At 66.8% G+C, this 19,554-nt stretch carries 17 protein-coding genes; 9 read left to right on the top strand and 8 right to left on the bottom strand.

Annotated elements, in window-relative coordinates; genetic code table 11:
* Positions 1-11: 11 nt before the first annotated feature.
* The 4 genes from AC5Y2L_RS20015 to AC5Y2L_RS20000 all read right to left on the bottom strand — a co-directional run bounded on the left by AC5Y2L_RS20015 (position 12) and on the right by AC5Y2L_RS20000 (position 4,391).
* Positions 12-800 (bottom strand): hypothetical protein, encoded by a 789-nt coding sequence (locus tag AC5Y2L_RS20015; protein ID WP_499937206.1) that lies wholly within the window; start codon positions 798-800, stop codon positions 12-14.
* Between the two features lie 130 nt (positions 801-930).
* Positions 931-2,502 (bottom strand): serine hydrolase, encoded by a 1,572-nt coding sequence (locus AC5Y2L_RS20010; protein ID WP_499937208.1) that lies wholly within the window; start codon positions 2,500-2,502, stop codon positions 931-933.
* Between the two features lie 36 nt (positions 2,503-2,538).
* Positions 2,539-3,654 carry an MBL fold metallo-hydrolase gene (locus AC5Y2L_RS20005; RefSeq protein WP_499937210.1) on the bottom strand — a complete coding sequence of 372 codons (1,116 nt, stop codon included), beginning with the start codon at positions 3,652-3,654 and terminating at the stop codon, positions 2,539-2,541.
* A gap of 5 nt (positions 3,655-3,659) precedes the next feature.
* On the bottom strand, positions 3,660-4,391 hold the full coding sequence (locus AC5Y2L_RS20000) for an enoyl-CoA hydratase (RefSeq protein ID WP_499937211.1): 732 nt from the start codon (positions 4,389-4,391) through the stop codon (positions 3,660-3,662).
* An 87-nt stretch (positions 4,392-4,478) separates the two neighbouring features.
* Here AC5Y2L_RS20000 and AC5Y2L_RS19995 point away from each other — a divergent pair, with 87 nt between their 5' ends.
* The 6 genes from AC5Y2L_RS19995 to AC5Y2L_RS19970 are packed head-to-tail and all read left to right on the top strand — an operon-like array spanning position 4,479 to position 11,268.
* Positions 4,479-5,978: a carboxyl transferase domain-containing protein gene (locus AC5Y2L_RS19995; protein ID WP_499937212.1), complete on the top strand. Its 1,500-nt coding sequence runs from the start codon at positions 4,479-4,481 to the stop codon at positions 5,976-5,978.
* 41 nt (positions 5,979-6,019) lie between these two features.
* Positions 6,020-7,291 (top strand): MFS transporter, encoded by a 1,272-nt coding sequence (locus AC5Y2L_RS19990; RefSeq protein ID WP_499937214.1) that lies wholly within the window; start codon positions 6,020-6,022, stop codon positions 7,289-7,291.
* 33 nt (positions 7,292-7,324) lie between these two features.
* Positions 7,325-8,035 carry a two-component system response regulator PrrA gene (prrA, locus tag AC5Y2L_RS19985; protein ID WP_156664888.1) on the top strand — a complete coding sequence of 237 codons (711 nt, stop codon included), beginning with the start codon at positions 7,325-7,327 and terminating at the stop codon, positions 8,033-8,035.
* A gap of 27 nt (positions 8,036-8,062) precedes the next feature.
* The gene (locus AC5Y2L_RS19980) at positions 8,063-9,406 is read left to right on the top strand and encodes a HAMP domain-containing sensor histidine kinase (protein ID WP_067242177.1); all 1,344 of its coding nucleotides are present in this window, start codon (positions 8,063-8,065) and stop codon (positions 9,404-9,406) included.
* Between the two features lie 23 nt (positions 9,407-9,429).
* Positions 9,430-9,693, top strand: a complete 264-nt coding sequence (locus AC5Y2L_RS19975) for a DUF2630 family protein (protein ID WP_499937216.1) — start codon at positions 9,430-9,432, stop codon at positions 9,691-9,693.
* A gap of 3 nt (positions 9,694-9,696) precedes the next feature.
* Positions 9,697-11,268 carry a phytoene desaturase family protein gene (locus AC5Y2L_RS19970; RefSeq protein ID WP_499937218.1) on the top strand — a complete coding sequence of 524 codons (1,572 nt, stop codon included), beginning with the start codon at positions 9,697-9,699 and terminating at the stop codon, positions 11,266-11,268.
* A gap of 45 nt (positions 11,269-11,313) precedes the next feature.
* Here the strand turns inward: AC5Y2L_RS19970 and AC5Y2L_RS19965 are convergent, their stop codons facing one another.
* Positions 11,314-12,609 carry a citrate synthase gene (locus tag AC5Y2L_RS19965; RefSeq protein WP_499937220.1) on the bottom strand — a complete coding sequence of 432 codons (1,296 nt, stop codon included), beginning with the start codon at positions 12,607-12,609 and terminating at the stop codon, positions 11,314-11,316.
* Between the two features lie 228 nt (positions 12,610-12,837).
* Positions 12,838-13,497: a pyridoxamine 5'-phosphate oxidase gene (gene pdxH / locus AC5Y2L_RS19960; RefSeq protein ID WP_499937222.1), complete on the bottom strand. Its 660-nt coding sequence runs from the start codon at positions 13,495-13,497 to the stop codon at positions 12,838-12,840.
* Positions 13,498-13,569: 72 nt separating this feature from the next.
* Here pdxH and AC5Y2L_RS19955 point away from each other — a divergent pair, with 72 nt between their 5' ends.
* The gene (locus AC5Y2L_RS19955) at positions 13,570-14,697 is read left to right on the top strand and encodes a citrate synthase 2 (protein ID WP_499937224.1); all 1,128 of its coding nucleotides are present in this window, start codon (positions 13,570-13,572) and stop codon (positions 14,695-14,697) included.
* Positions 14,698-14,954: 257 nt separating this feature from the next.
* Positions 14,955-15,422 carry a VOC family protein gene (locus AC5Y2L_RS19950; protein WP_499937226.1) on the top strand — a complete coding sequence of 156 codons (468 nt, stop codon included), beginning with the start codon at positions 14,955-14,957 and terminating at the stop codon, positions 15,420-15,422.
* Here AC5Y2L_RS19950 and AC5Y2L_RS19945 read toward each other — a convergent pair.
* Together AC5Y2L_RS19945 and AC5Y2L_RS19940 are read right to left on the bottom strand one after the other, a co-directional pair.
* Entirely contained in the window at positions 15,419-17,119 is a 1,701-nt protein-coding gene (locus AC5Y2L_RS19945) for a 4Fe-4S binding protein (protein WP_499937228.1), read from the bottom strand. The two genes, AC5Y2L_RS19950 and AC5Y2L_RS19945, sit on opposite strands and share 4 nt — an antisense overlap.
* 30 nt (positions 17,120-17,149) lie before the next feature.
* Positions 17,150-18,175, bottom strand: a complete 1,026-nt coding sequence (locus tag AC5Y2L_RS19940; RefSeq protein WP_499937230.1) for an AurF N-oxygenase family protein — start codon at positions 18,173-18,175, stop codon at positions 17,150-17,152.
* A gap of 197 nt (positions 18,176-18,372) precedes the next feature.
* On the opposite strand from AC5Y2L_RS19940, the gene serC reads away from it, so the two are divergent.
* Complete coding sequence (serC, locus tag AC5Y2L_RS19935) at positions 18,373-19,491, top strand: phosphoserine transaminase (RefSeq protein WP_499937232.1); 1,119 nt, start codon at positions 18,373-18,375, stop codon at positions 19,489-19,491.
* Positions 19,492-19,554: the final 63 nt, after the last annotated feature.

Raw genomic sequence — 19,554 nt, 5'->3', positions numbered from 1 at the left:
TCTGGAAACCACTAAGTCAATCCGCGCTGTCGTCGCAGAACGGCTACGTCGGCGGCGATGAGCTGGTCGATGCGATCACGAAGTGTTCGCGCCGTCACCGGCACCGCATGGCCGCGGTCCGAGGTGTAGACATAGTCGCCGTCACCTCTGATCCGCACCCAGACCACAGCGTCCCGTGCCCAGTCCACTCCGCGCACCTCCGAAGGTCCACAACGCGACTGCACGATTCCCAGAAGGATCACGTTGTCGTAGTCGAGAATGGTTGCGCGCGAGGATGACCCGGCATTGACGCGGATGCTGACGTCATAGTCGTCTTCGTCATCAGTCACGTCAGCGGGTTTGTCGATGAAATGGTCGAGGAAGCCGGGGAGCACGATCGCCGGACGACTGCCAGGCTGCGTCAATTTGGCCATACCAGCGACCGCTGCCCCCAAGTCGAGAGGCGAAAGACGGTATACATCAACCACATCTGTCGCTGGGTGCTGCGCAGCGATAAAGCCTGCTTCGCCGGCGCGGTGGGCAAGCAGGCGGATATCCGGAGTGTTTTCGGTGAAAGCTTTGACGCGACCCTCGACCCAGATGTCGGCGCAGCCGTAGGTTTCCACCCATGGCCGAAGCGGACTGAGTTCTTCGTCGAATCGGTCGCCAAAAGGCGGCAGTTTCTGCGCGATGTCTCCCCAGTACGGATCCCGCCTCGTCCGCCAGAAGGGATATGGCACACCGTCGCCGTTCCCAGGGCACATGCCGATAAGATCGACCAACTCGGCGCTGCCGAGCGGTGTTAGTCGGACAGTGCTCACAGCTCGAAACCTCCTTGTGGATCCGAAAGCGTTGTCCGCCAGCGTGATGTCACCATTCAGTGCACTGCCTTCCCATCCTCCTATAGGAACCCGGCCTGCCGGTCGCCCTCGCCATCGCTCAGACCGGCGATCAGCGGATGAACGTTCCCAGCTTGTCGGAGTCGTAGTACTCGAGGTTCAGCGTGTTATCGGCAAACACGGCTTTGGAAATCGTTCCAGTCGGGGCATTTTCGGTCACCAGCTCGAAGGTGAAGGTGTCACCGTCCCAGTGCGTCAAGGGGTGCGTCTGGTTCTTGGGCCCGAGCGAGAGCTGAAGCCCGCCGTCGCGTTCGGACACCACCGCCGGACCCCAGTAGTCGTTGACGTAAACGCCGACGTATTCGCTGAGCGGTCGAGCCGGTGCCGGATTGGCGGGGGGCTGCTTGCCCACCAGCGATCCGTCCGGGTTGTTGATCGCCGCGATGCCCTGCTTGTACAAAGCCGACCAGTCCTCCCGAACCTGGCCGTACTGGACCAGATCCATGAATTGCGCGGTGAGCGTCTCCGGTATGCCATACGGTGCGGCGTTGGTCAGGGCGATGATGCCAAGGTCCTCCGACGGCATCACCACGAAGTTGGTCGCTTCCCCAAGGGTGAAGGCGCCGGAATGGCTGTACGTCGTGCGGCCCGACGAGCTCACCGACACGGCGAACCCGTGACCGTAGAAACTGGCCCGCTCCTTCGGCGAGGCCGGTCGCGTCGAAACGGCCTGCGGGGTAACGGCGGGAAGCAGCGCCTCGGGCGCCGCGATCCGCTGGCCGTTGTAGGTTCCATTGGCCAGCACCATGGTCAGCCAGCGAGCCATGTCGTTGACCGACGAGCTCACGCCGGCCGCGGGTGACTGGGGATCGGGATCCCGCTGGAAGCGCGGCTCCCATTTGTCTCCCACCTTGACGTGGTTCACGGCGTGGTTGGGCCGGGCAAGGAAGTCGGCGAATCGCGAGCTTGTCGACGCCATCCCCAACGGGCGGTAGAGCACCTCGTCGGACAGTTCTTCCCATGGTTTGCCCGCCGCGGCCGCGACCGCTTCAGCGGCGGCCGTCAGCCCGAAGTTGGTGTAGGCGTAGCTGTTTCGGAACGGTGCCAGCGGCAAGTAGCGTAGTCGCTCCAGTGATTGGCGCCGATCGTAATCCATGTCCTCCAGCGCGTCAGCGGCGTGGTCTGGCAGCCCGGAGCGATGCGAGTACAGGTCGGCGACGGTGACATGATCGGTGACGTAGCGATCGCTGAGCGCGAACCACGGCAGCTTGGATGCCACCGGCATGTCCCAGCTGACCACCTTGTCGGTTACCTCGTGCGCCACCACTGTTGCGCCCACCGATTTCGATATCGATGCCAATTGAAAGACGGTGTCGGCGTTGACTTTATTGTCCGGGCTACTGCCGTTCCTGACGTCCTTGACACCAAAACCTTTGGCATAAACCGTCTTTCCACCATGGACGATAGCCACCGCCATGCCCGGGATGCCCGAGCTTTTCATCAGGTCGGCGACGAGGCCGTCGACCTTGGCAATCGCGTCGTCGATGCGGCCGGCCGGGATTTCCAGTCCCGACACCTCGTTGGGCGGTCCGGTGAGGTAGGGCCGATTGGCTACTCGTGACGTGCATCCCGTCAGGGTCAACAGTGCCACCATGACAGCGGCCATCGCCGCGCGTTTGGTCATGGCCGAACTTTAGCGAGCAGACGCCACCAACTCGGGCTATAACCGCCACCACGGGTTGACGCGCAACGGTCCGGCCGGATCGATCCGCTGACCGGGCATGGGCACCGCCACCTGAACGTCCGCGGTCTCGGCGGCCTTCAGCAACCGCTCGACCGGCTCGGCCCACGGATGCGGCGCCAGCCGGAAAGTGCCCCAATGAATCGGCACGAGCAGCCCCGAACCCGAGTTTGTGACATCCAGGTGCGCCCGCACCGCCTCCTCAGGATTCATGTGGATGTCCGGCCACGCCGCGTTGTACGCGCCAATCGGCAACAACGTCAGATCGAACGGTCCATGATCGGTGCCGATGTCCGCGAAGCTCTTCGTGTAGCCGGTGTCGCCGCCGAAATATGCCCGGTGATCGGACCCGATGAACGCCCACGACGCCCACAACGTGTTGTTGCGGTTGAAGGTTCGTCCCGAAAAGTGCCGTGCCGGAAGGCAAATCAGGGTGAGCTCGTCGACGCTGGCGCTCTGATTCCAGTCCAATTCGACGACGCGGTGCTCGGGAATGCCCCACGCGCGCAAATGCGCGCCGACCCCCAGCGGCACGAAGAATGCGGCCCGCTGCATCCGGGCGAGCGCGACGATCGTGTCGTGATCCAGATGGTCGTAGTGGTCATGGCTGATCACCACCGCGTCTACTGCTGGCAGCCCCTCCAGTGGCACCGGCGGGGGATGCAGCCGCCGCGGTCCAACGATGTCCGACGGCGAGCAGCGGTCACTCCACACCGGATCGGTGAGCACCCGGTACCCGTCGATTTCCACCAGCGCCGTCGCATGACCGAACCAGCTGACGGCAAGCGGGCCGGCATCACCGCGATAGATCTGTGGTGAGGCCAGCGGGATCGGCGCTGTCGGTCGGCTCGCACTGCGCGGACCCAACATCTCCCACGCGATCAACCGCAACTGCTCGCGGTCCAGGACGAACGGGGTCGCGGGGTCGAGGTTGACGAAGACGCCGTCCCGGTAGTTCGCCGACTGCTCGCAGACCGCGCGGATCGACGCCGAGTCGGCGCCCCGCTCGGTCTGCACGCCGTGCACTGCCCGCAGCAGCCAGCCGCCGGTGGCCAGTGAAGCCGTGCCGGCCACCTTCCGCAGTGCGGAATGCATTGTGCCTACGCTCCTCGGAACTTCGGCGGTCGCTTCTCCACCCGCGCGATCTGCGCTTCGATGACATCCTGGCTGGCCCAGGCCTTGTCGAAGAGCTCCTTGTGCTCCGGCCAGGCCTCCTCGATGGAACCGTCGTCGTTGAGTACCCGCTTGGCGTGCTGAAGCGCCAGCGGCGCCAGACCAGCGACCTCGGCGGCCCAGGCCTGCGCGTCGGCCAGCGTCCCGAGCCGGTTGGCCATCCCGGTGTGCAGCGCCATGTCGGCGGTCAGCTTTTCGGCGGTCAGCAGCATCGCCCGCGCGCGTCCGTGACCGACCAGCGATGACAGCCGGCGGATGCTCCAATTGTCCAGCGCCAAACCGTATTTCGATGTCGGGAATTGGAAGAACGCCTCCGGCGCGACGACCCGCAGATCGCACTGCATGGCCAGCTGCAGACCCGCACCGATGGCCGGGCCGTTGATGAAGCCGATGATCGGCAGCGGGGTCGCGTCCATGACCTTGTGCAACTCGATAAGCCGGTCCGGGTAGTCGGCGGCAAACGCGTCGCCGCTCAGGTCCGCCCCGGCGCAGAACACCGTGCCCTGGCCGGTGAGCACGATGACCCGAGTGCTGCCGTCGCCGGCCTTCAGCACGGCCTCGCGCAGCTCATCGACAAGCTGGGAATTCAATGCATTGCGGCGCTCGGGGCGCTGCAGCTCAATCGTCATAACCGCTTCGGCCTGGGTGACACCGATCATGGGGGCCAGGATATAGAAGCCGATTCCGGCCGGCCGATCGCGTCAGTCAACGGCAGCGGGCCCTTCCACGCCCTTTAGCCTCGTCGGGTGAGCCATATCACTACCGGCCAGGTGCTGGACGCGGTCCTCGACATGGGGTCTTTCCTCAGTTGGGACGGCGAACCGCCGGCAATACCGATATCCGGCTCCTACGCCCGCCAGCTCGCCGACGCCCGAGCCGCCACCGGCCTGGACGAATCGGTGCAGACCGGCGAAGGCCGGGTACACGGGCGCCGGGTGGCGGTGGTGGTCTGCGAGTTCGGCTTCCTGGGTGGCTCGATCGGAGTGGCAGCGGCCGAACGCATCACGTCCGCCGTGCAGCGGGCCACCGCCGAGCGGCTACCCCTGCTGGCCTCGCCGAGCTCGGGCGGCACCCGCATGCAGGAGGGCACGGTGGCGTTCCTGCAGATGGTCAAGATCGCCGCGGCCGTCCAGCTGCACAAACAGGCGCACCTGCCCTACTTGGTCTACCTGCGCAACCCCACCACCGGCGGGGTATTCGCGTCGTGGGGCTCGCTGGGTCACGTGACGGTCGCCGAACCGGGCGCGTTGATCGGTTTCCTCGGACCCCGGGTGTATCAGCTGCTCTATGGCGAGCCGTTCCCAGCCGGCGTTCAGACCGCCGAGAATCTGCAACGACACGGGGTGGTCGACGCCGTGGTGCCGGTCGAGGATCTCCGCGCAACGCTGGACCGTGCGCTGACGGTGATCGCCGACGCTCCCGGCGCCGCGCCCGCCGCCCAGCCGCCCCAGCCGGTGCCGGACGTGCCCGCGTGGGAGTCGGTGACGGCGTCGCGCCGCCCCCAGCGGCCGGGGGTGGCGCATCTGCTGCGGCACGGCGCCACCGACCAAGTGCTGTTGTCGGGCACGGGTCGGGGCGAGGCGGCTACCACGCTGCTGGCGTTGGCGCGCTTCGCCGGCCAGCCCGCGGTGGTGCTGGGTCAGCAGCGGGTCACCGGCGGAATGGGCGCTCGGGTCGGGCCCGCGGCACTGCGCGAAGCCCGGCGGGGCATGGCGCTGGCCGCCGAACTGCGTCTGCCGCTGGTGCTGGTGATCGACACGGCAGGCCCGGCCCTGTCGGCCGAAGCCGAAGAGGGCGGGCTGGCGGGCCAGATCGCCCAGTGCCTGGCCGAGCTGGTCACGCTGGATACTCCGACGGTGTCGGTGCTGCTCGGGCAGGGCAGCGGCGGTGCCGCGCTGGCGATGGTCCCCGCCGACCGGGTGCTGGCCGCGCTGCACGGCTGGCTGGCGCCGCTGCCGCCCAAGGGCGCCAGCGCGATCGTCTACCGCGACACGGATCACGCGGCCGAACTGGCTGCGGCGCAAGGCATTCGGTCGGCGGACCTATTGCAGTCAGGCATCGTCGACGCCATCGTTCCGGAGTACCCGGATGCCTCCGACGAGCCGATGGAGTTCTCCCGGCGACTGTCGCGGGCGATCGCCACCGAGGTTCATGCGTTGCGGGCGATACCCGATGCGGAACGCCTGGAAGCTCGGCTGCGGCGCTATCGCCGCATCGGGCTGCCGCCGTCGGGCGGCGAGACTTGACTACTCACACACCACGCGGCGCTCTCCGCAACAATCGCAGCATGCCCTCTGTGGACGTAACGGCGCCCGAGCTTGCCCGTCGGGATCGCGGTGCGCTGCAGGCGGTCAACTTCTTCATGGCCGACATGGAGGCCGGCATGGGTCCTTTCCTGGGCGTGCTGTTGGCCACTCGCGGCTGGTCGACCAGCACGATCGGCGTGGTGATGACGCTGGGCACGATCGTCGGGATGATCGCGGCGGCACCCGCGGGCGCGCTGGTCGATGCCACCAGGCACAAGCGGGCATGCGTGATCGCGACCGGTTTGGCGGCCGTCGCTGCCTCTGCGGCGATCCTGGCGTCGGGTTGGTTTTGGGTTGTCGCAGTCGCCCAGGCAGTGATGTGCGTGTCGGGCGCCGCCATCGGCCCCGCGGTGATGGGCATCACGCTCGGTGTGGTCGGCCAGCGTGGCTTCACCGCCCAGAATGGCCACAACCAGGCTTACAACCATGCGGGCAACATGGCCGGGGCCGCCATGTCGGGGCTGCTCGGCTGGTCATTTGGATACGCCGGAATCTTCTGGCTGGCAGCGGCTTTCGCGGCGGTGACGATGTCGGCTGTGCTGTCGATACCCGCTGCCCGGATCGACCACCACGCAGCGCGCGGCGAGGCGCCCGCGCAGGACGGGGTTCCGGTCAAGGCGGTGCGAGTGTTGGCGCGGTCCGGGCCGCTGCTGGCGCTCGCCGCCGCGCTGGTGCTGTTCCACCTGGGTAATGCGGCGATGTTGCCGCTGTATGGACTGGCGGTGGTGGCCACCCACGCCAACCCGTTTGTCACGGTCGCCAGCACCGTCGTCGTCGCTCAGGCAGTGATGATCGTCGCAGCGCTGGCCGCGATGAGGATCGCCCAACGACGTGGCTATTGGCTAGCCGTGCTGATCGCCTTCAGCGCGTTGCCGGTTCGCGGATTGCTGGCCGCCGGGGTGATCACGACGTGGGGAGTTATTCCGGTGCAGGTGCTCGACGGCATCGGCGCAGGCATGTTGTCCGTCGCGGTGCCGGGCCTGGTGGCCAGGATCCTGGACGGCACCGGCCACGTCAATGCCGGACAGGGCGCGGTCATGGCTGCCCAGAGCCTCGGTGCCGCGCTGAGTCCGCTGCTGGGCGGGGTCGTCGCACAACATCTCGGCTTTCCGGCTGCGTTCCTGATGCTGGGCGGACTATCCGTGGGATCGCTGGTCATCTGGATCTGGTTCGGCTCCGTGCTGCGCCACGCCGGCCGACCCGAAGCCACTCTTCCCGCTGCCGTCGACGAGACCTCCGCAACCCAGCGGTGATCCTCCCACGCCCGCAACCGATGATCCGGCAAAATGGGCGCCATGGACACTGGTGCCACCTCGCCTCGGGTCTTGGTCGTCGACGACGACTCCGACGTGCTTGCCTCGCTGGAGCGCGGTCTGCGGCTATCCGGATTCGAGGTGTCCACCGCGGTCGACGGTGCCGAGGCCTTGCGCAGCGCCACCGAGACCCGGCCCGACGCGATCGTGCTGGACATCAACATGCCGGTGCTGGACGGGGTCAGCGTGGTCACCGCGTTGCGAGCGATGGACAACGACGTGCCCGTTTGCGTGCTCAGCGCGCGCAGTTCCGTCGACGACCGAGTGGCCGGCCTGGAAGCCGGCGCCGACGATTACCTGGTCAAACCGTTCGTGCTGGCCGAGCTGGTCGCGCGGGTGAAGGCACTGCTGCGCCGCCGCGGCTCCACCGCGACGTCCTCGTCGGAAACCATCACCGTGGGCCCGCTGGAGGTGGACATCCCTGGCCGACGCGCCCGGGTGAACGGCGTCGACGTCGACCTGACCAAGCGCGAGTTCGACCTGCTGGCGGTGCTGGCCGAGCACAAGACCGCGGTGCTGTCCCGCGCGCAGCTGTTGGAGCTGGTGTGGGGTTATGACTTTGCCGCCGACACCAACGTCGTCGACGTCTTCATCGGCTACCTGCGCCGCAAGCTCGAGGCCAACGGCGGTCCCAGGCTGCTGCACACGGTCCGCGGGGTCGGATTCGTGCTGCGCATGCAATAGATTGATCCGAACCAGTAAGAACCGGTGATGAGCCTTCTGTCGCGGATTGTTGCCCGTACGCCTTCGTTGCGTACCCGGGTGGTGGTCGCGACGGCCATCGGCGCCGCCATCCCGGTGCTCATCGTCGGCACCATCGTCTGGTTCGGCATCACCAACGACCGCAAGGAACGCCTGGACCGCCGGCTGGACGAGGCCGCGGGTTTCGCGATCCCGTTCCTGCCGCGCGGCCTTGACGCGATCCCGCGTTCACCCAACGACCGGGGCGCCATCATCACGGTCCGCCGCGGCGACACGGTCAAGTCGAGTTCCGACGACGTCACCCTGCCCAAGTTGCAAGCCGACTACGCCGACACCTACGTCCGAGGGGTGCGGTACCGGGTGCGGACGGTCGAGATCCCCGGACCCGAACCCACGTCGGTGGCCGTCGGCGCCACCTACGACGCCACCATCGCCGAGACCAACAACCTGCACCGACGGGTGCTGCTGATCTGTGGGTTCGCCATCAGCGCGGCCGCGGTATTCGCTTGGCTGCTGGCCATCTTCGCGGTGCGCCCGTTCAAACAGCTGGCCCAGCAGACCCGCAATATCGACGCCGGCGACGAGGCGCCCCAGGTCGAAGTGCACGGCGCGAGTGAGGCCATCGAAATCGCCGAGGCGATGCGAGGCATGTTGCAGCGCATCTGGGACGAACAGAACCGGACCAAGGAGGCACTCGCGTCGGCCCGGGACTTCGCCGCGGTGTCCTCCCACGAGCTGCGCACGCCGCTGACCGCCATGCGTACCAACCTCGAGGTGCTGGCCACCCTGGACCTGCCCGACGACCAGCGCAAGGAAGTGCTCAACGACGTCATCCGCACCCAATCGCGCATCGAGGCCACGCTGAGCGCGCTGGAGCGCCTGGCCCAGGGCGAACTGTCCACCTCCGACGACCACGTGCCGGTCGACATCACGGACCTGCTGGACCGCGCCGCCCATGACGCCACCCGCATCTACCCGGACCTCGACGTGTCGCTGGTGCCGTCGCCGACCTGCATCATCGTCGGGTTGCCGGCCGGGTTGCGGCTGGCCGTCGATAATGCGATCGCCAACGCGGTCAAGCACGGCGGCGCCACCGAGGTGCAGCTGTCCGCGGTCAGCTCACGTGCCGGCGTGGAGATCGCCATCGACGACAACGGCAGCGGCGTGCCCGAAGAGGAACGCCAAGTGGTGTTCGAGCGGTTCTCCCGCGGGTCGACGGCGTCGCATTCCGGCTCCGGCCTCGGCCTGGCGCTGGTGGCCCAGCAGGCCCACCTGCATGGCGGGACGGCGTCGCTGGAGAACAGCCCGCTGGGCGGTGCGCGTTTGGTGCTGAGGCTTCCCGGGCCGAGCTGAGTCATCACGGGCACACTGGAGCAATGGCCAACGGCAGTAAACCGACCGACAGCGAGACCCTGGCGCACATCCGAGACCTGGTCGCCGAGGAGAAGAACCTCCGCGAACAGTTGCAGCGCGGCGAAATCGACGCGTCCGAGGAGCACGACCGGCTGCGCCGGCTGGAGACCGAGCTGGACCAATGCTGGGATCTGCTACGCCAGCGACGGGCGTTGCGCGACTCCGGTGGTGACCCGCGCGAGGCCAGCGTGCGGCCGGCCGACGAAGTCGAAGGTTACCTCGGCTAGCCGATGACTCGCGGTGACGGCGCGCGCGACGTCGATGTCGTCATCGTGGGCGGAGGCCACAATGGCCTGGTCGCGGCCGGTTACCTGGCGCGGGCGGGCCTGCGGGTGCGGTTGCTGGAGCGGCTGGCACATACCGGCGGGGCCGCGGTGTCGGCCCAGGCATTCGACGGCGTCGACGTTTTGGTCTCGCGCTACTCCTATCTGGTGAGCCTGCTGCCGTCGCGCATCGTCGACGACCTGGGCCTGCCCGTGCGGCTGGCGCGGCGGCAGTTCTCGTCGTATACCCCGGACCCGGCGACCGCCGGCCGCACCGGACTGCTCGTCGGGCCGCACTCCGACACGTTTGCCGCCATCGGCGCCGACGCTGACCGCGCTGGATTCGCCGGCTTCTACCGACGCTGCCAGTCGCTGACCAAGCCACTTTGGCCGACCCTGGTCGAGCCCTTGCCCACCCGTGCACAAGCCCGCCGCCTCGTCCTGGAAAGTTCGGACGGGGCGGCTGCCTGGCGGGCTCTTGTGGACGAGCCGATCGGGCACGCGATTGCCGATGCCGTGGGCAACGACCTGGTCCGCGGAGTGATCGCCACCGACGCGCTGATCGGCACCTTTGCCCGGCTCGACGACGAGTCGCTGCGGCAGAACATCTGCTTCCTGTACCACGTGCTGGGCGGCGGCACCGGCGAGTGGAACGTCCCGGTCGGCGGCATGGGCTCGGTGGCCGCGGGCCTGACCGCCGCAGCCACCCGATACGGAGCCGAAATAATAACTGACGCTGAGGTTTTCGCTGTCAGCCCAGAAGGCGAGGTGCGCTACCGCACCGGCGACGACGAACACGTCGTCACCGGCCGCTTCGTCCTCGCCGGCGTCGCACCCACCGTGCTGGCCGAACTGCTCGGTGAACCGGCGCCGACGGTCGCCCCGGGCGCACAGGTCAAGGTAAACATGGTGCTCCGCCGGTTGCCCCGTCTGCGCGACCCGAATGTCACTTCGCAACAGGCCTTCACCGGCACGTTTCACGTCAACGAGACATGGACTCAGCTGGACGACGCGTACTCGCGGGCGGCCGCTGGGCACCTGCCGAATCCCCTTCCCTGCGAGGCATATTGCCATTCGCTGACTGACCCCAGCATCGTGTCCCCGGGGCTACGCGAGTCCGGCGCTCAGACGATGACGGTGTTCGGGCTGCACACACCACACCTGGTCGGCACCTCCGACACCCTGACCGAGTCAGTCTTGGATTCGCTGAATTCCGTTCTGGTCGAGCCGATTCAGGATCTGCTGATGACCGACGCGCACGGTCGGCCATGCATCGAAACCACGACTACCGTGGACTTGCAACGCACGCTGGGGATGACGGCCGGCAATATCTTCCACGGCGGGTTGTCGTGGCCGTTCGCCGACGACGACGATCCGCTGGACAGCCCGGCGCGGCAATGGGGCGTTGCCACCGCCCACGCGCGAATCATGTTGTGCGGCTCGGGCGCTCGCCGCGGCGGCGCGGTGTCGGGCATTGGCGGGCACAACGCCGCGATGGCGGTGCTGGCTTCCCTCGCGAGCAGACGCAAAAGCACCTAGAAACAGGTCATTTAGGGTGCTTTTGCGTCTGCTCGGCAGAAAAAACTAGCGGCCGTCGATGGCGACGTAGTTCCGCTCGGTGTAGCCGGTGTAGATCTGGCGCGGACGGCCGATCTTGCTGTCGCCCTCGTCGTGCATCTCGCGCCAGTGCGCAATCCAGCCAGGCAATCGACCCAACGCGAACAGCACGGTGAACATCCGGGTCGGGAAGCCCAGCGCCCGGTAGATCAGGCCGGTGTAGAAGTCGACGTTCGGGTACAGCTTGCGTTCAATGAAGTAGTCGTCGGTCAGCGCCGCTTCTTCGAGCTGCTTGGCGATGTCCAGCAGGTCGTCGTCGCCGCCGAGCTTGGACAGGATCTTGTCGGCCTGCTCCTTGACGATCCGGGCGCGCGGATCGTAGTTCTTGTAGACACGGTGTCCGAAGCCCATCAATTTGACACCGGCTTCGCGGTTCTTCACTTTTCGGACGAATTCGCTGACGTCATCGTCGCTCTCGCGAATCTCCTCGAGCATTTCGAGCACCGCCTGGTTGGCCCCGCCGTGCAGCGGGCCCCACAGCGCGTTGATGCCGCCGGAGATGGAGGTGAACAGGTTGGCGCGCGACGAGCCCACCAGCCGTACCGTCGACGTCGAGCAGTTCTGTTCGTGGTCGGCGTGCAGAATGAACAGCATGTCCAGCGCCCGCACCACCTCGGGATCGGGCTCGTAGGGCTCGGCCGGGAAGCCGAACGTCATCCGCAAGAAGTTCTCCACCAGCGACAGCGAGTTGTCCGGGTAAAGAAACGGCTGGCCGACCGACTTCTTGTACGCATACGCGGCGATGGTGGGCAGCTTGGCCAGCAGGCGGATGGTCGACAGTTCGACCTGGCCGTTGTCGATAGGGTCCAGCGCATCTTGGTAGTAGGCCGACAGGGCATTCACCACGCTGGACAACACCGGCATCGGGTGTGCATTGCGCGGAAAGCCGTCGAAGAACCGTTTGAGGTCCTCGTGCAACATGGTGTGGCGCTGGATCCGGTGGGTGAACTCGGCCAGCTGCTCGGTGTTCGGCAGCTCGCCGTAGATCAGCAAGTAGCTGACCTCGATAAAGGTCGACTTCTCGGCGAGCTGCTCGATGGGATAGCCGCGGTAGCGCAGAATGCCGGCATCGCCGTCGATATAGGTAATGGCGCTTTTGCACGCGGCGGTGTTGCCGTAGCCGACGTCGAACGTGGTGTATCCCGTCTTGGCCAGCAGCGGGCCGAGCGCAATGCCGTCATTTCCTTCGGTGGCGTGCACTATCTGCAAGTCAACCTCGCCCCCCGGGTACCGGAGGTTGGCGGTGTCGTCGTTGTCGGCCACGAGAACCCCTTTGCGCTATGTTGACAGGGCTGCCGCACCAGGTGCGTCTAAGTGCGTATAGGTGAAGGTAGTCGTTATCGGGGCGCCGTGTCTGCCCGGGGTGGAAAGTGGTCGCGGGCGGACCGAATCCAGTGAATGGGCCCACACCCACGCCCTCCTCGGCGCACGGCCACACCAAGACTTGGTGCCACCAAGACGCCGGCGTCACCGCTCATTGGGGCAACCGAATCAGGGCTGCAGGCGCTCGATGCGATCACCGATAACCCGGATCCGGTTGTGGACCCGGTTCTCGCGGCCCTGCCAGAACTCCACCACCTCGGGGGCGATGAGATATCCGCCCCAGTTCGGCGGCGCCGGGACGTGCTCGACGTCGGCGAACCGGGCCGTCACCTCGGCCAGTTGGTCGAGCAGGGCAGCGCGAGAGGCGATGGGGCGCGATTGGTGAGACGCCCAAGCACCCAGTTGTGAGCCGCGCGGCCGCTTCGACCAATACTCCTCGGTGACCCGGCGGTCGACCTTGCTCACCGGTCCGCGGATGTGCACCTGCCGTCCCAGCAGATACCACGGGAACGTCGCCGATGCGTACGGTGTCGCGGCCAGTTCGGCGCCTTTGTCCGAGTCATAGTTGGTGAAAAACGTGATGCCGGTCTCGTCGGCGCCCTTGCACAACACCGATCGGCTCACCGGCCTGCCCGCGGCCACCGTCGCCAGCACAAATGCGTTCGGCTCGGCGATGCCCGCCTGCTCGGCATCGTCAATCCACTTGCGGAACAACGCAAGCCAACCATCCTCGAGCCAGTCGTTGTCCAGATCCGGGCTGCCGTCTTTCTCGGCCGCCCCGTATTCCACTCGCATCCGCGCCAGGCGCTGTTCGTCTGGGCCAGCCATGACGCCAACGCTACCGGCGGGTGCTACCGGCCGGTAGCATCCGCCCGAAACGCGGGTGCGAGAATTTCCCTCATGACTGTGGTCCCCCAAGATTTCGTCCCTGGGCTCAACGGCGTGGTGGCCTTCACCACGGAGATCGCCGAGCCGGACAAGGACGGTGGCGCGCTGCGCTACCGCGGTGTCGATATCGAGGATCTGGTCAACCAGCAGATCACCTTCGGTGACGTGTGGGGCCTGCTGGTCGACGGCAAGTTCGGTAACGGCCTGCCGCCGGCCGAGCCGTTCCCGCTGCCGATCCACACCGGCGACGTACGGGTCGACGTGCAGGCCGGGCTGGCGATGCTGGCCCCCATCTGGGGATACAAGCCGCTGCTGGACATCGACGACGACACCGCCCGCGAACAGCTGGCCCGGGCGTCGGTGATGGCGCTGTCCTATGTCGCGCAGTCCGCCCGCGGTATCTACCAGCCCGCCGTCCCGCAGCGTGTCATCGACGAATGTTCAACAGTCACAGCACGTTTCATGACCCGCTGGCAAGGCGAGCCGGATCCCCGCCACGTCGAGGCGATTGACGCCTACTGGGTGTCGGCCGCCGAGCACGGCATGAACGCCTCGACGTTCACCGCGCGGGTGATCGCATCGACCGGTGCCGATGTGGCGGCTGCGCTGTCCGGGGCGATCGGGGCGATGAGCGGACCGTTGCACGGCGGGGCGCCCGCTCGGGTACTTCCGATGCTGGAAGAGGTGGAGCGCACCGGCGACGCCCGCGGCCTGGTCAAGGGAATTCTGGACCGCGGCGAGAAGCTGATGGGCTTCGGGCACCGGGTCTACCGTGCGGAAGACCCCCGGGCGCGGGTGCTGCGGGCTGCCTCCGAACGGCTGCGCGCACCACGACACGACGTCGCAGTTGCGCTGGAACAGGCCGCCCTGTCGGAGCTGCGGGAACGTCGGCCGGATCATCCGATCGAAACCAATGTCGAGTTCTGGGCCGCGGTCATCCTGGACTTCGCCGGAGTACCGGCCAGCATGATGCCGGCAATGTTCACCTGCGGTCGTACCGCCGGATGGTGCGCCCACATTCTCGAGCAGAAGCGACTTGGCAAGCTGGTCCGCCCGTCGGCCATCTACGTCGGGCCGGGCCCACGCAGCCCGGAGTCCGTCGAAGGCTGGGACCGGGTGCTTACCGGCGCAAAGGCCTGAAGCGCGGTCTCGCCTCCGCGGGTGAATCCTGGGCGTTGCGCGTGAAGCCAGGGCGGCGAAATCGCCGTGGACCCCGCCATATGTTCACCCGCGAGGCCGTGAGTTCACGGTCTATGTTCACCGCCGCGTACGGCAATTTGTCGGTGCCCCCAGATTGAATGGCAGCTGTCGCGATGACTTCTCATCGCGTGCACGGTCAATACCCGTGAGCCCGTGCCAGAGGCTGGTCCGGGATAACCGACAGTAAGGAGAACACGATGGCGATCAATGTTGAGCCCGCTCTTTCCCCACACCTAGTCGTCGACGACGCCGCCGCGGCAATCGACTTCTATGTCAAGGCTTTCGATGCCGTCGAGTTGGGCCGCGTTCCTGGCCCGGACGGCAAACTGATTCACGCCGCCGTCCGCGTCAACGGCTTCCTTGTCATGCTTGCCGACGACTTCCCGGAAATGTCTGGCGGGAAGTCGATGACTCCGAAGTCACTGGGCGGAACGCCGGTCACCATCCATTTGACCGTCACCGACGTGGACGCCAAGTTCCAGCGGGCCGTAGACGCGGGCGCCACGGTCGTGATGCCGCTGGACGACCAGTTCTGGGGCGACCGCTACGGGGTGGTCGCCGACCCCTTCGGCCACCAGTGGTCGCTGGGACAGCCGGTGCGCGAGCTCAGCATTGAAGAGATCCGGGAGGCGATGGCCGCGCAAGCCGGCAGCCAAGCCGGCTAAGTCGCGGACAGGTCACGCAGTCGGGCGGTCAGCCGTCGTCGCAGCGGGGGCGCCGGCTGCGCGGCCGCCGCGGCGGCCAGCATGTCGTCGACCTCGGTGAACTTGTTGCGGGGGCGGCCATCGGCGCTGCCACGCGCAATCTCGGCGGCGTCGATGGCATGCCATCCGGCTGAATCGAGTGCGTCGGGCTGACGAGACCGCACCAACTTGGCCAGTTCCGCGGGCCGGGCCACCGGATCGGTCAGCCGGCCGGCATTGAAGTCGGCGACCAAGCTCTGGACGGTTTGCAGCGAACAGGACTTGTTGGTGCCGATGAAGCCGGTCGGTCCGCGCTTGATCCAGCCGGCGACGTAAGCGCCGGATACCGGCCAGCCCGAGCCGGGGTCGACGACGCGGCCAGCGTCGTTGGGCACGGCGGCAGCCTCCTCATCGAACGGTAGATCGCGAATCGGCTTGCCGCGGTAGCCGATTGACGTCAACACCAGGCCAGCACCGAGCTGGCGCAGCTCGTCGGTACCGGTGAGCGTGAACTCGACGCCGATTGCCCGCTGCGGCCCGAGGACCCGCACCGGCGTGAGCTGGTACGCCAGCCGGACCCGCGGGCGGGACGCCGGCGCCGACGCGGACCCCAGTTTGCTGAGGATCTCCAGCTTGTTCTTGGTCAACGGGTCCGACACGGTGGCGAGGTCGCGCGCGACCAGCTGGTGATCGGCGGCGTCGAGCACCACGTCGCGCGCACCGGTGAGCCCGATCAGCTCCGGCAACGTGAACGCCGACTGGGCCGGGCCGCGCCGCGCGGCGATCACCACCTCGCGCACCGCGGAGTTGCGCAACGCCTGCAGCGCACGGTCAGAGATGTCGGTGCGGGCCAGGTCGTCCGGATCCGCGGTCAGCACCCGGGCCACGTCGAGTGCGACGTTGCCGTTACCGATGATCACCACCCGCTCATGGCTGAGATCTATTGGCAGATGGGCAAAGTCGGGATGCCCGTTGATCCAGGCAACCACCTCGGTGGCGGTCGCGGTACCAGGCAACCCCATTCCGTCGACGTCCAGCCGACGGTCGTCGGGCGCGCCGACCGCATACAGCACGGCATGATGATGCGCCAGCAGATCGGCATGGCTCAGGTGCTTACCGATCTCGACGTTGAGATAGAACCGGAAGCGACGGTGACTGGCCACTCGGTCGAAGAGCCTGGTGACCCGCTTGGTGCTCTGATGATCGGGCGCCACTCCGGCACGCACCAGACCGTAGGGCGTGGGCAGCTTCTCGAAGACGTTGACCCGCACGCCATGCTGGACCAGCAGTTCGTCGGCGGCGTACATCGCGGCGGGCCCGGACCCGACGATGGCGACAGTCAGCGGCCGCGACCGTGCCCGCACCTCGGCGGCCGGGATCACCGGGGCCAGCTTCGACGTCGGCGGCAGTTTCACGTCGGCGGGTCGCTCCGGATAGAACGACGCGTTGATCTCGACGAACGGCAGCTGCTTGGGTTCCAGCTTGGTGTCGGGTGCGATCGCCCCGACCGGGCACGCGCTCACGCAGGCGCCACAGTCGACGCAGGCGACGGGATCGATATACAGCATCTCCGAAGTCGCGAACCCCGGCTCATCCGGCGACGGGTGAATGCAATTGACCGGGCATGCGAAAACGCAAGATCCGTCATTGCAGCACGACTGGGTGATTACGTGCGGCATCAGCAGTTAAACCCTGTAATACTCGCGGATTTACGCGGCCGGCACAGCGGCCAGGTGCTGGCGCTGCGGCTCGCTGCGATAGCGCGACGGCTTGCCGTTGATCTTGCAGATCCGCCACATCAGCCGAGCGGAGCGGGTTTCCATCAGCCCGGTGTCGTAGGCCAACATCCGGACGTCGGAGAACATGTCGCGCAACCACTTTCGGGACTCCGGCGACCGGAAGAACAACTCCTTCTTGACCGATCGCGGAATATCGAACTCCTCCCAGAACGCCTTGGGCGGAATCAATATGGCGTTGCACAGTGTCCGCATCGTCAGCGGGAAGTACAGCGAAACCCAAAAGCGCTGCCGTCGGGTCAACTTCGGTAACCGCCTGCGCAGGAACTCATGCGCGAACGAAATGTGCCGCGCCTCCTCGGCCACGTGAATGGCCATCACCCGCTCCATGATCGGGTGCAGCGACTTGCCCTCCCGAAGCACCTGCTTCTGGGTGTGGTCGATGGGCTCTTCTCCGGCAAGCACGCCGATGAAGAACGCGACCGGCAATGGCCCGGCCACCAGCGGCACCAGCGGCGAAATCCAGCGCAGCCGCCTCGGCATTCCCGGGACATCGGCGCCGATGCGGTTGACCATCTCCTGGAACATCATGGTGTGGTTGCACTCTTCGACCGATTCGTGCAGGCAGTACCGGTACTCCGGGGATCCGTTGGGCACCCAGAAGGTGTAGTTCATCAACCCGCGGATCAGGATGGACTCGAAGTGCAGCCCCACCTTGGCCACGTTGGCCTGTCGCCACATGCCTATCTTGATCTGGCGTTCCAGCGGCTGTGCCTGGTACCAGGGATGACGGCCCAACGGGTCGGTCGCCGGCAGAATCCACCGAGGATCATTCTCGGTGACCTCGAATTCCGGTGACTCCCAGTCGATATCGGTGTATGGGTTGAAGTTTCGCCGCACAGACCCCTCGGACAGTGTGGCGAGCATGTCCACGTACTCGGTGTCGTCGCGCACTTCCATGTTGCGGCGCCACCGTCGAACCATTCGCGTCCTGGCCATTCAGCCCTCCCCAATGAGGTTTACGTTGGGACGTGTACCCAAGACGGTACCGGCGGTACCGCGAATTCACCAGACTGGCTCAACCCACTGTGGGCTGACCAGTGGTCACTCGCTGCGAGTGGTTCAAGTCACATCTGCGACGACGACGAGCGGCCCGCTGCCCCAGCGCCTCTTGACCGCTCACTACCCTGGTGCCCATGGCTGAGCCCCTCCAGATTCCCGACGACATCAAACCGCGCGACGGCCGCTTCGGGTCGGGCCCATCCAAGGTCCGGCCCGAACAACTGCAGGCGCTGGCCACCTCCGCTGCCGCCCTGTTCGGCACGTCGCATCGGCAGGCGCCGGTGAAGAATCTGGTGGGCCGGGTGCGCTCGCGGCTCGCCGAACTCTTCTCCATACCGGATGGATATGAGGTCATCCTGGGCAACGGCGGCGCCACCGCCTTTTGGGACGCCGCGACCTTCGGCCTGATCGACCAGCGCTCACTGCACCTGGCCTACGGCGAGTTCAGCTCCAAGTTCGCCTCCGCCGTCGGCAAGAACCCGTTCGTCGGCGACCCGATCGTCATCAAGGCGGACCCGGGCAGCGCGCCGGAGCCGCAGACCGACCCGTCCGCCGACGTCATCGCCTGGGCGCACAACGAGACCTCGACCGGGGTCGCGGTGCCGGTGCGCCGCCCGGAGGGGTCAGGGGATGCGCTGATCGTCATCGACGCCACCTCCGGCGCCGGTGGTCTGCCCGTCGACATCGCCGACACCGACGCCTATTACTTCGCGCCGCAGAAGAACTTCGCCAGCGACGGCGGCCTGTGGCTGGCCATCATGAGTCCGGCCGCGCTGGCCCGCGTCGAGTCCATCGCCTCCTCGGGTCGCTGGGTTCCCGACTTTTTGTCGCTGCCGATCGCCATCGAGAACAGCCTGAAAAACCAGACGTACAACACCCCGGCCATCGGCACGCTGGCGTTGCTGGCAGAACAACTCGACTGGATGCTCGGCAACGGGGGCCTGCAGTGGGCCGTCAAGCGGACGGCCGACTCGTCGCAGCGGCTGTACTCGTGGGCCCAAGACCGGCCCTACACCACGCCCTTCGTCACCGACCCGGCGCTGCGCTCGCAGGTGGTGGGCACGATCGATTTCGCCGACGAGGTGGACGCGGCCGCCGTCGCGAAGGTCCTAAGGGCCAACGGCATCGTCGATACCGAGCCGTACCGAAAGCTCGGCCGCAACCAGCTGCGGGTGGCGATGTTCCCCGCGGTCGAGCCCGACGACGTCAGCGCGCTCACCGAATGCGTCGACTGGGTGGTTGAGCGGCTCTAGTCCGGCGAGCAGACGCAAAATCCCCTAAATCCGGCCCGATTTAGGGGATTTTGCGTCTGATCG

It is taken from the genome of Mycobacterium sp. NGS66 (assembly GCF_059812225.1).
The sequence above is the reverse complement of the archived record's forward strand: the minus strand, read 5'-3'. Positions and strand labels throughout refer to the sequence as shown.

Coding starts and splice junctions, on each gene's coding strand:
- AC5Y2L_RS20010 (WP_499937208.1), bottom strand. CDS start 2,502: ATGACCAAACGCGCGGCGATGGCCGCTGTCATGGTGGCACTGTTGACC.
- AC5Y2L_RS20005 (WP_499937210.1), bottom strand. CDS start 3,654: ATGCATTCCGCACTGCGGAAGGTGGCCGGCACGGCTTCACTGGCCACC.
- AC5Y2L_RS20000 (WP_499937211.1), bottom strand. CDS start 4,391: ATGATCGGTGTCACCCAGGCCGAAGCGGTTATGACGATTGAGCTGCAG.
- AC5Y2L_RS19990 (WP_499937214.1), top strand. CDS start 6,020: ATGCCCTCTGTGGACGTAACGGCGCCCGAGCTTGCCCGTCGGGATCGC.
- prrA (WP_156664888.1), top strand. CDS start 7,325: ATGGGCGCCATGGACACTGGTGCCACCTCGCCTCGGGTCTTGGTCGTC.
- AC5Y2L_RS19980 (WP_067242177.1), top strand. CDS start 8,063: ATGAGCCTTCTGTCGCGGATTGTTGCCCGTACGCCTTCGTTGCGTACC.
- AC5Y2L_RS19975 (WP_499937216.1), top strand. CDS start 9,430: ATGGCCAACGGCAGTAAACCGACCGACAGCGAGACCCTGGCGCACATC.
- AC5Y2L_RS19970 (WP_499937218.1), top strand. CDS start 9,697: ATGACTCGCGGTGACGGCGCGCGCGACGTCGATGTCGTCATCGTGGGC.
- pdxH (WP_499937222.1), bottom strand. CDS start 13,497: ATGGCTGGCCCAGACGAACAGCGCCTGGCGCGGATGCGAGTGGAATAC.
- AC5Y2L_RS19955 (WP_499937224.1), top strand. CDS start 13,570: ATGACTGTGGTCCCCCAAGATTTCGTCCCTGGGCTCAACGGCGTGGTG.
- AC5Y2L_RS19950 (WP_499937226.1), top strand. CDS start 14,955: ATGGCGATCAATGTTGAGCCCGCTCTTTCCCCACACCTAGTCGTCGAC.
- AC5Y2L_RS19945 (WP_499937228.1), bottom strand. CDS start 17,119: ATGCCGCACGTAATCACCCAGTCGTGCTGCAATGACGGATCTTGCGTT.
- AC5Y2L_RS19940 (WP_499937230.1), bottom strand. CDS start 18,175: ATGGCCAGGACGCGAATGGTTCGACGGTGGCGCCGCAACATGGAAGTG.
- serC (WP_499937232.1), top strand. CDS start 18,373: ATGGCTGAGCCCCTCCAGATTCCCGACGACATCAAACCGCGCGACGGC.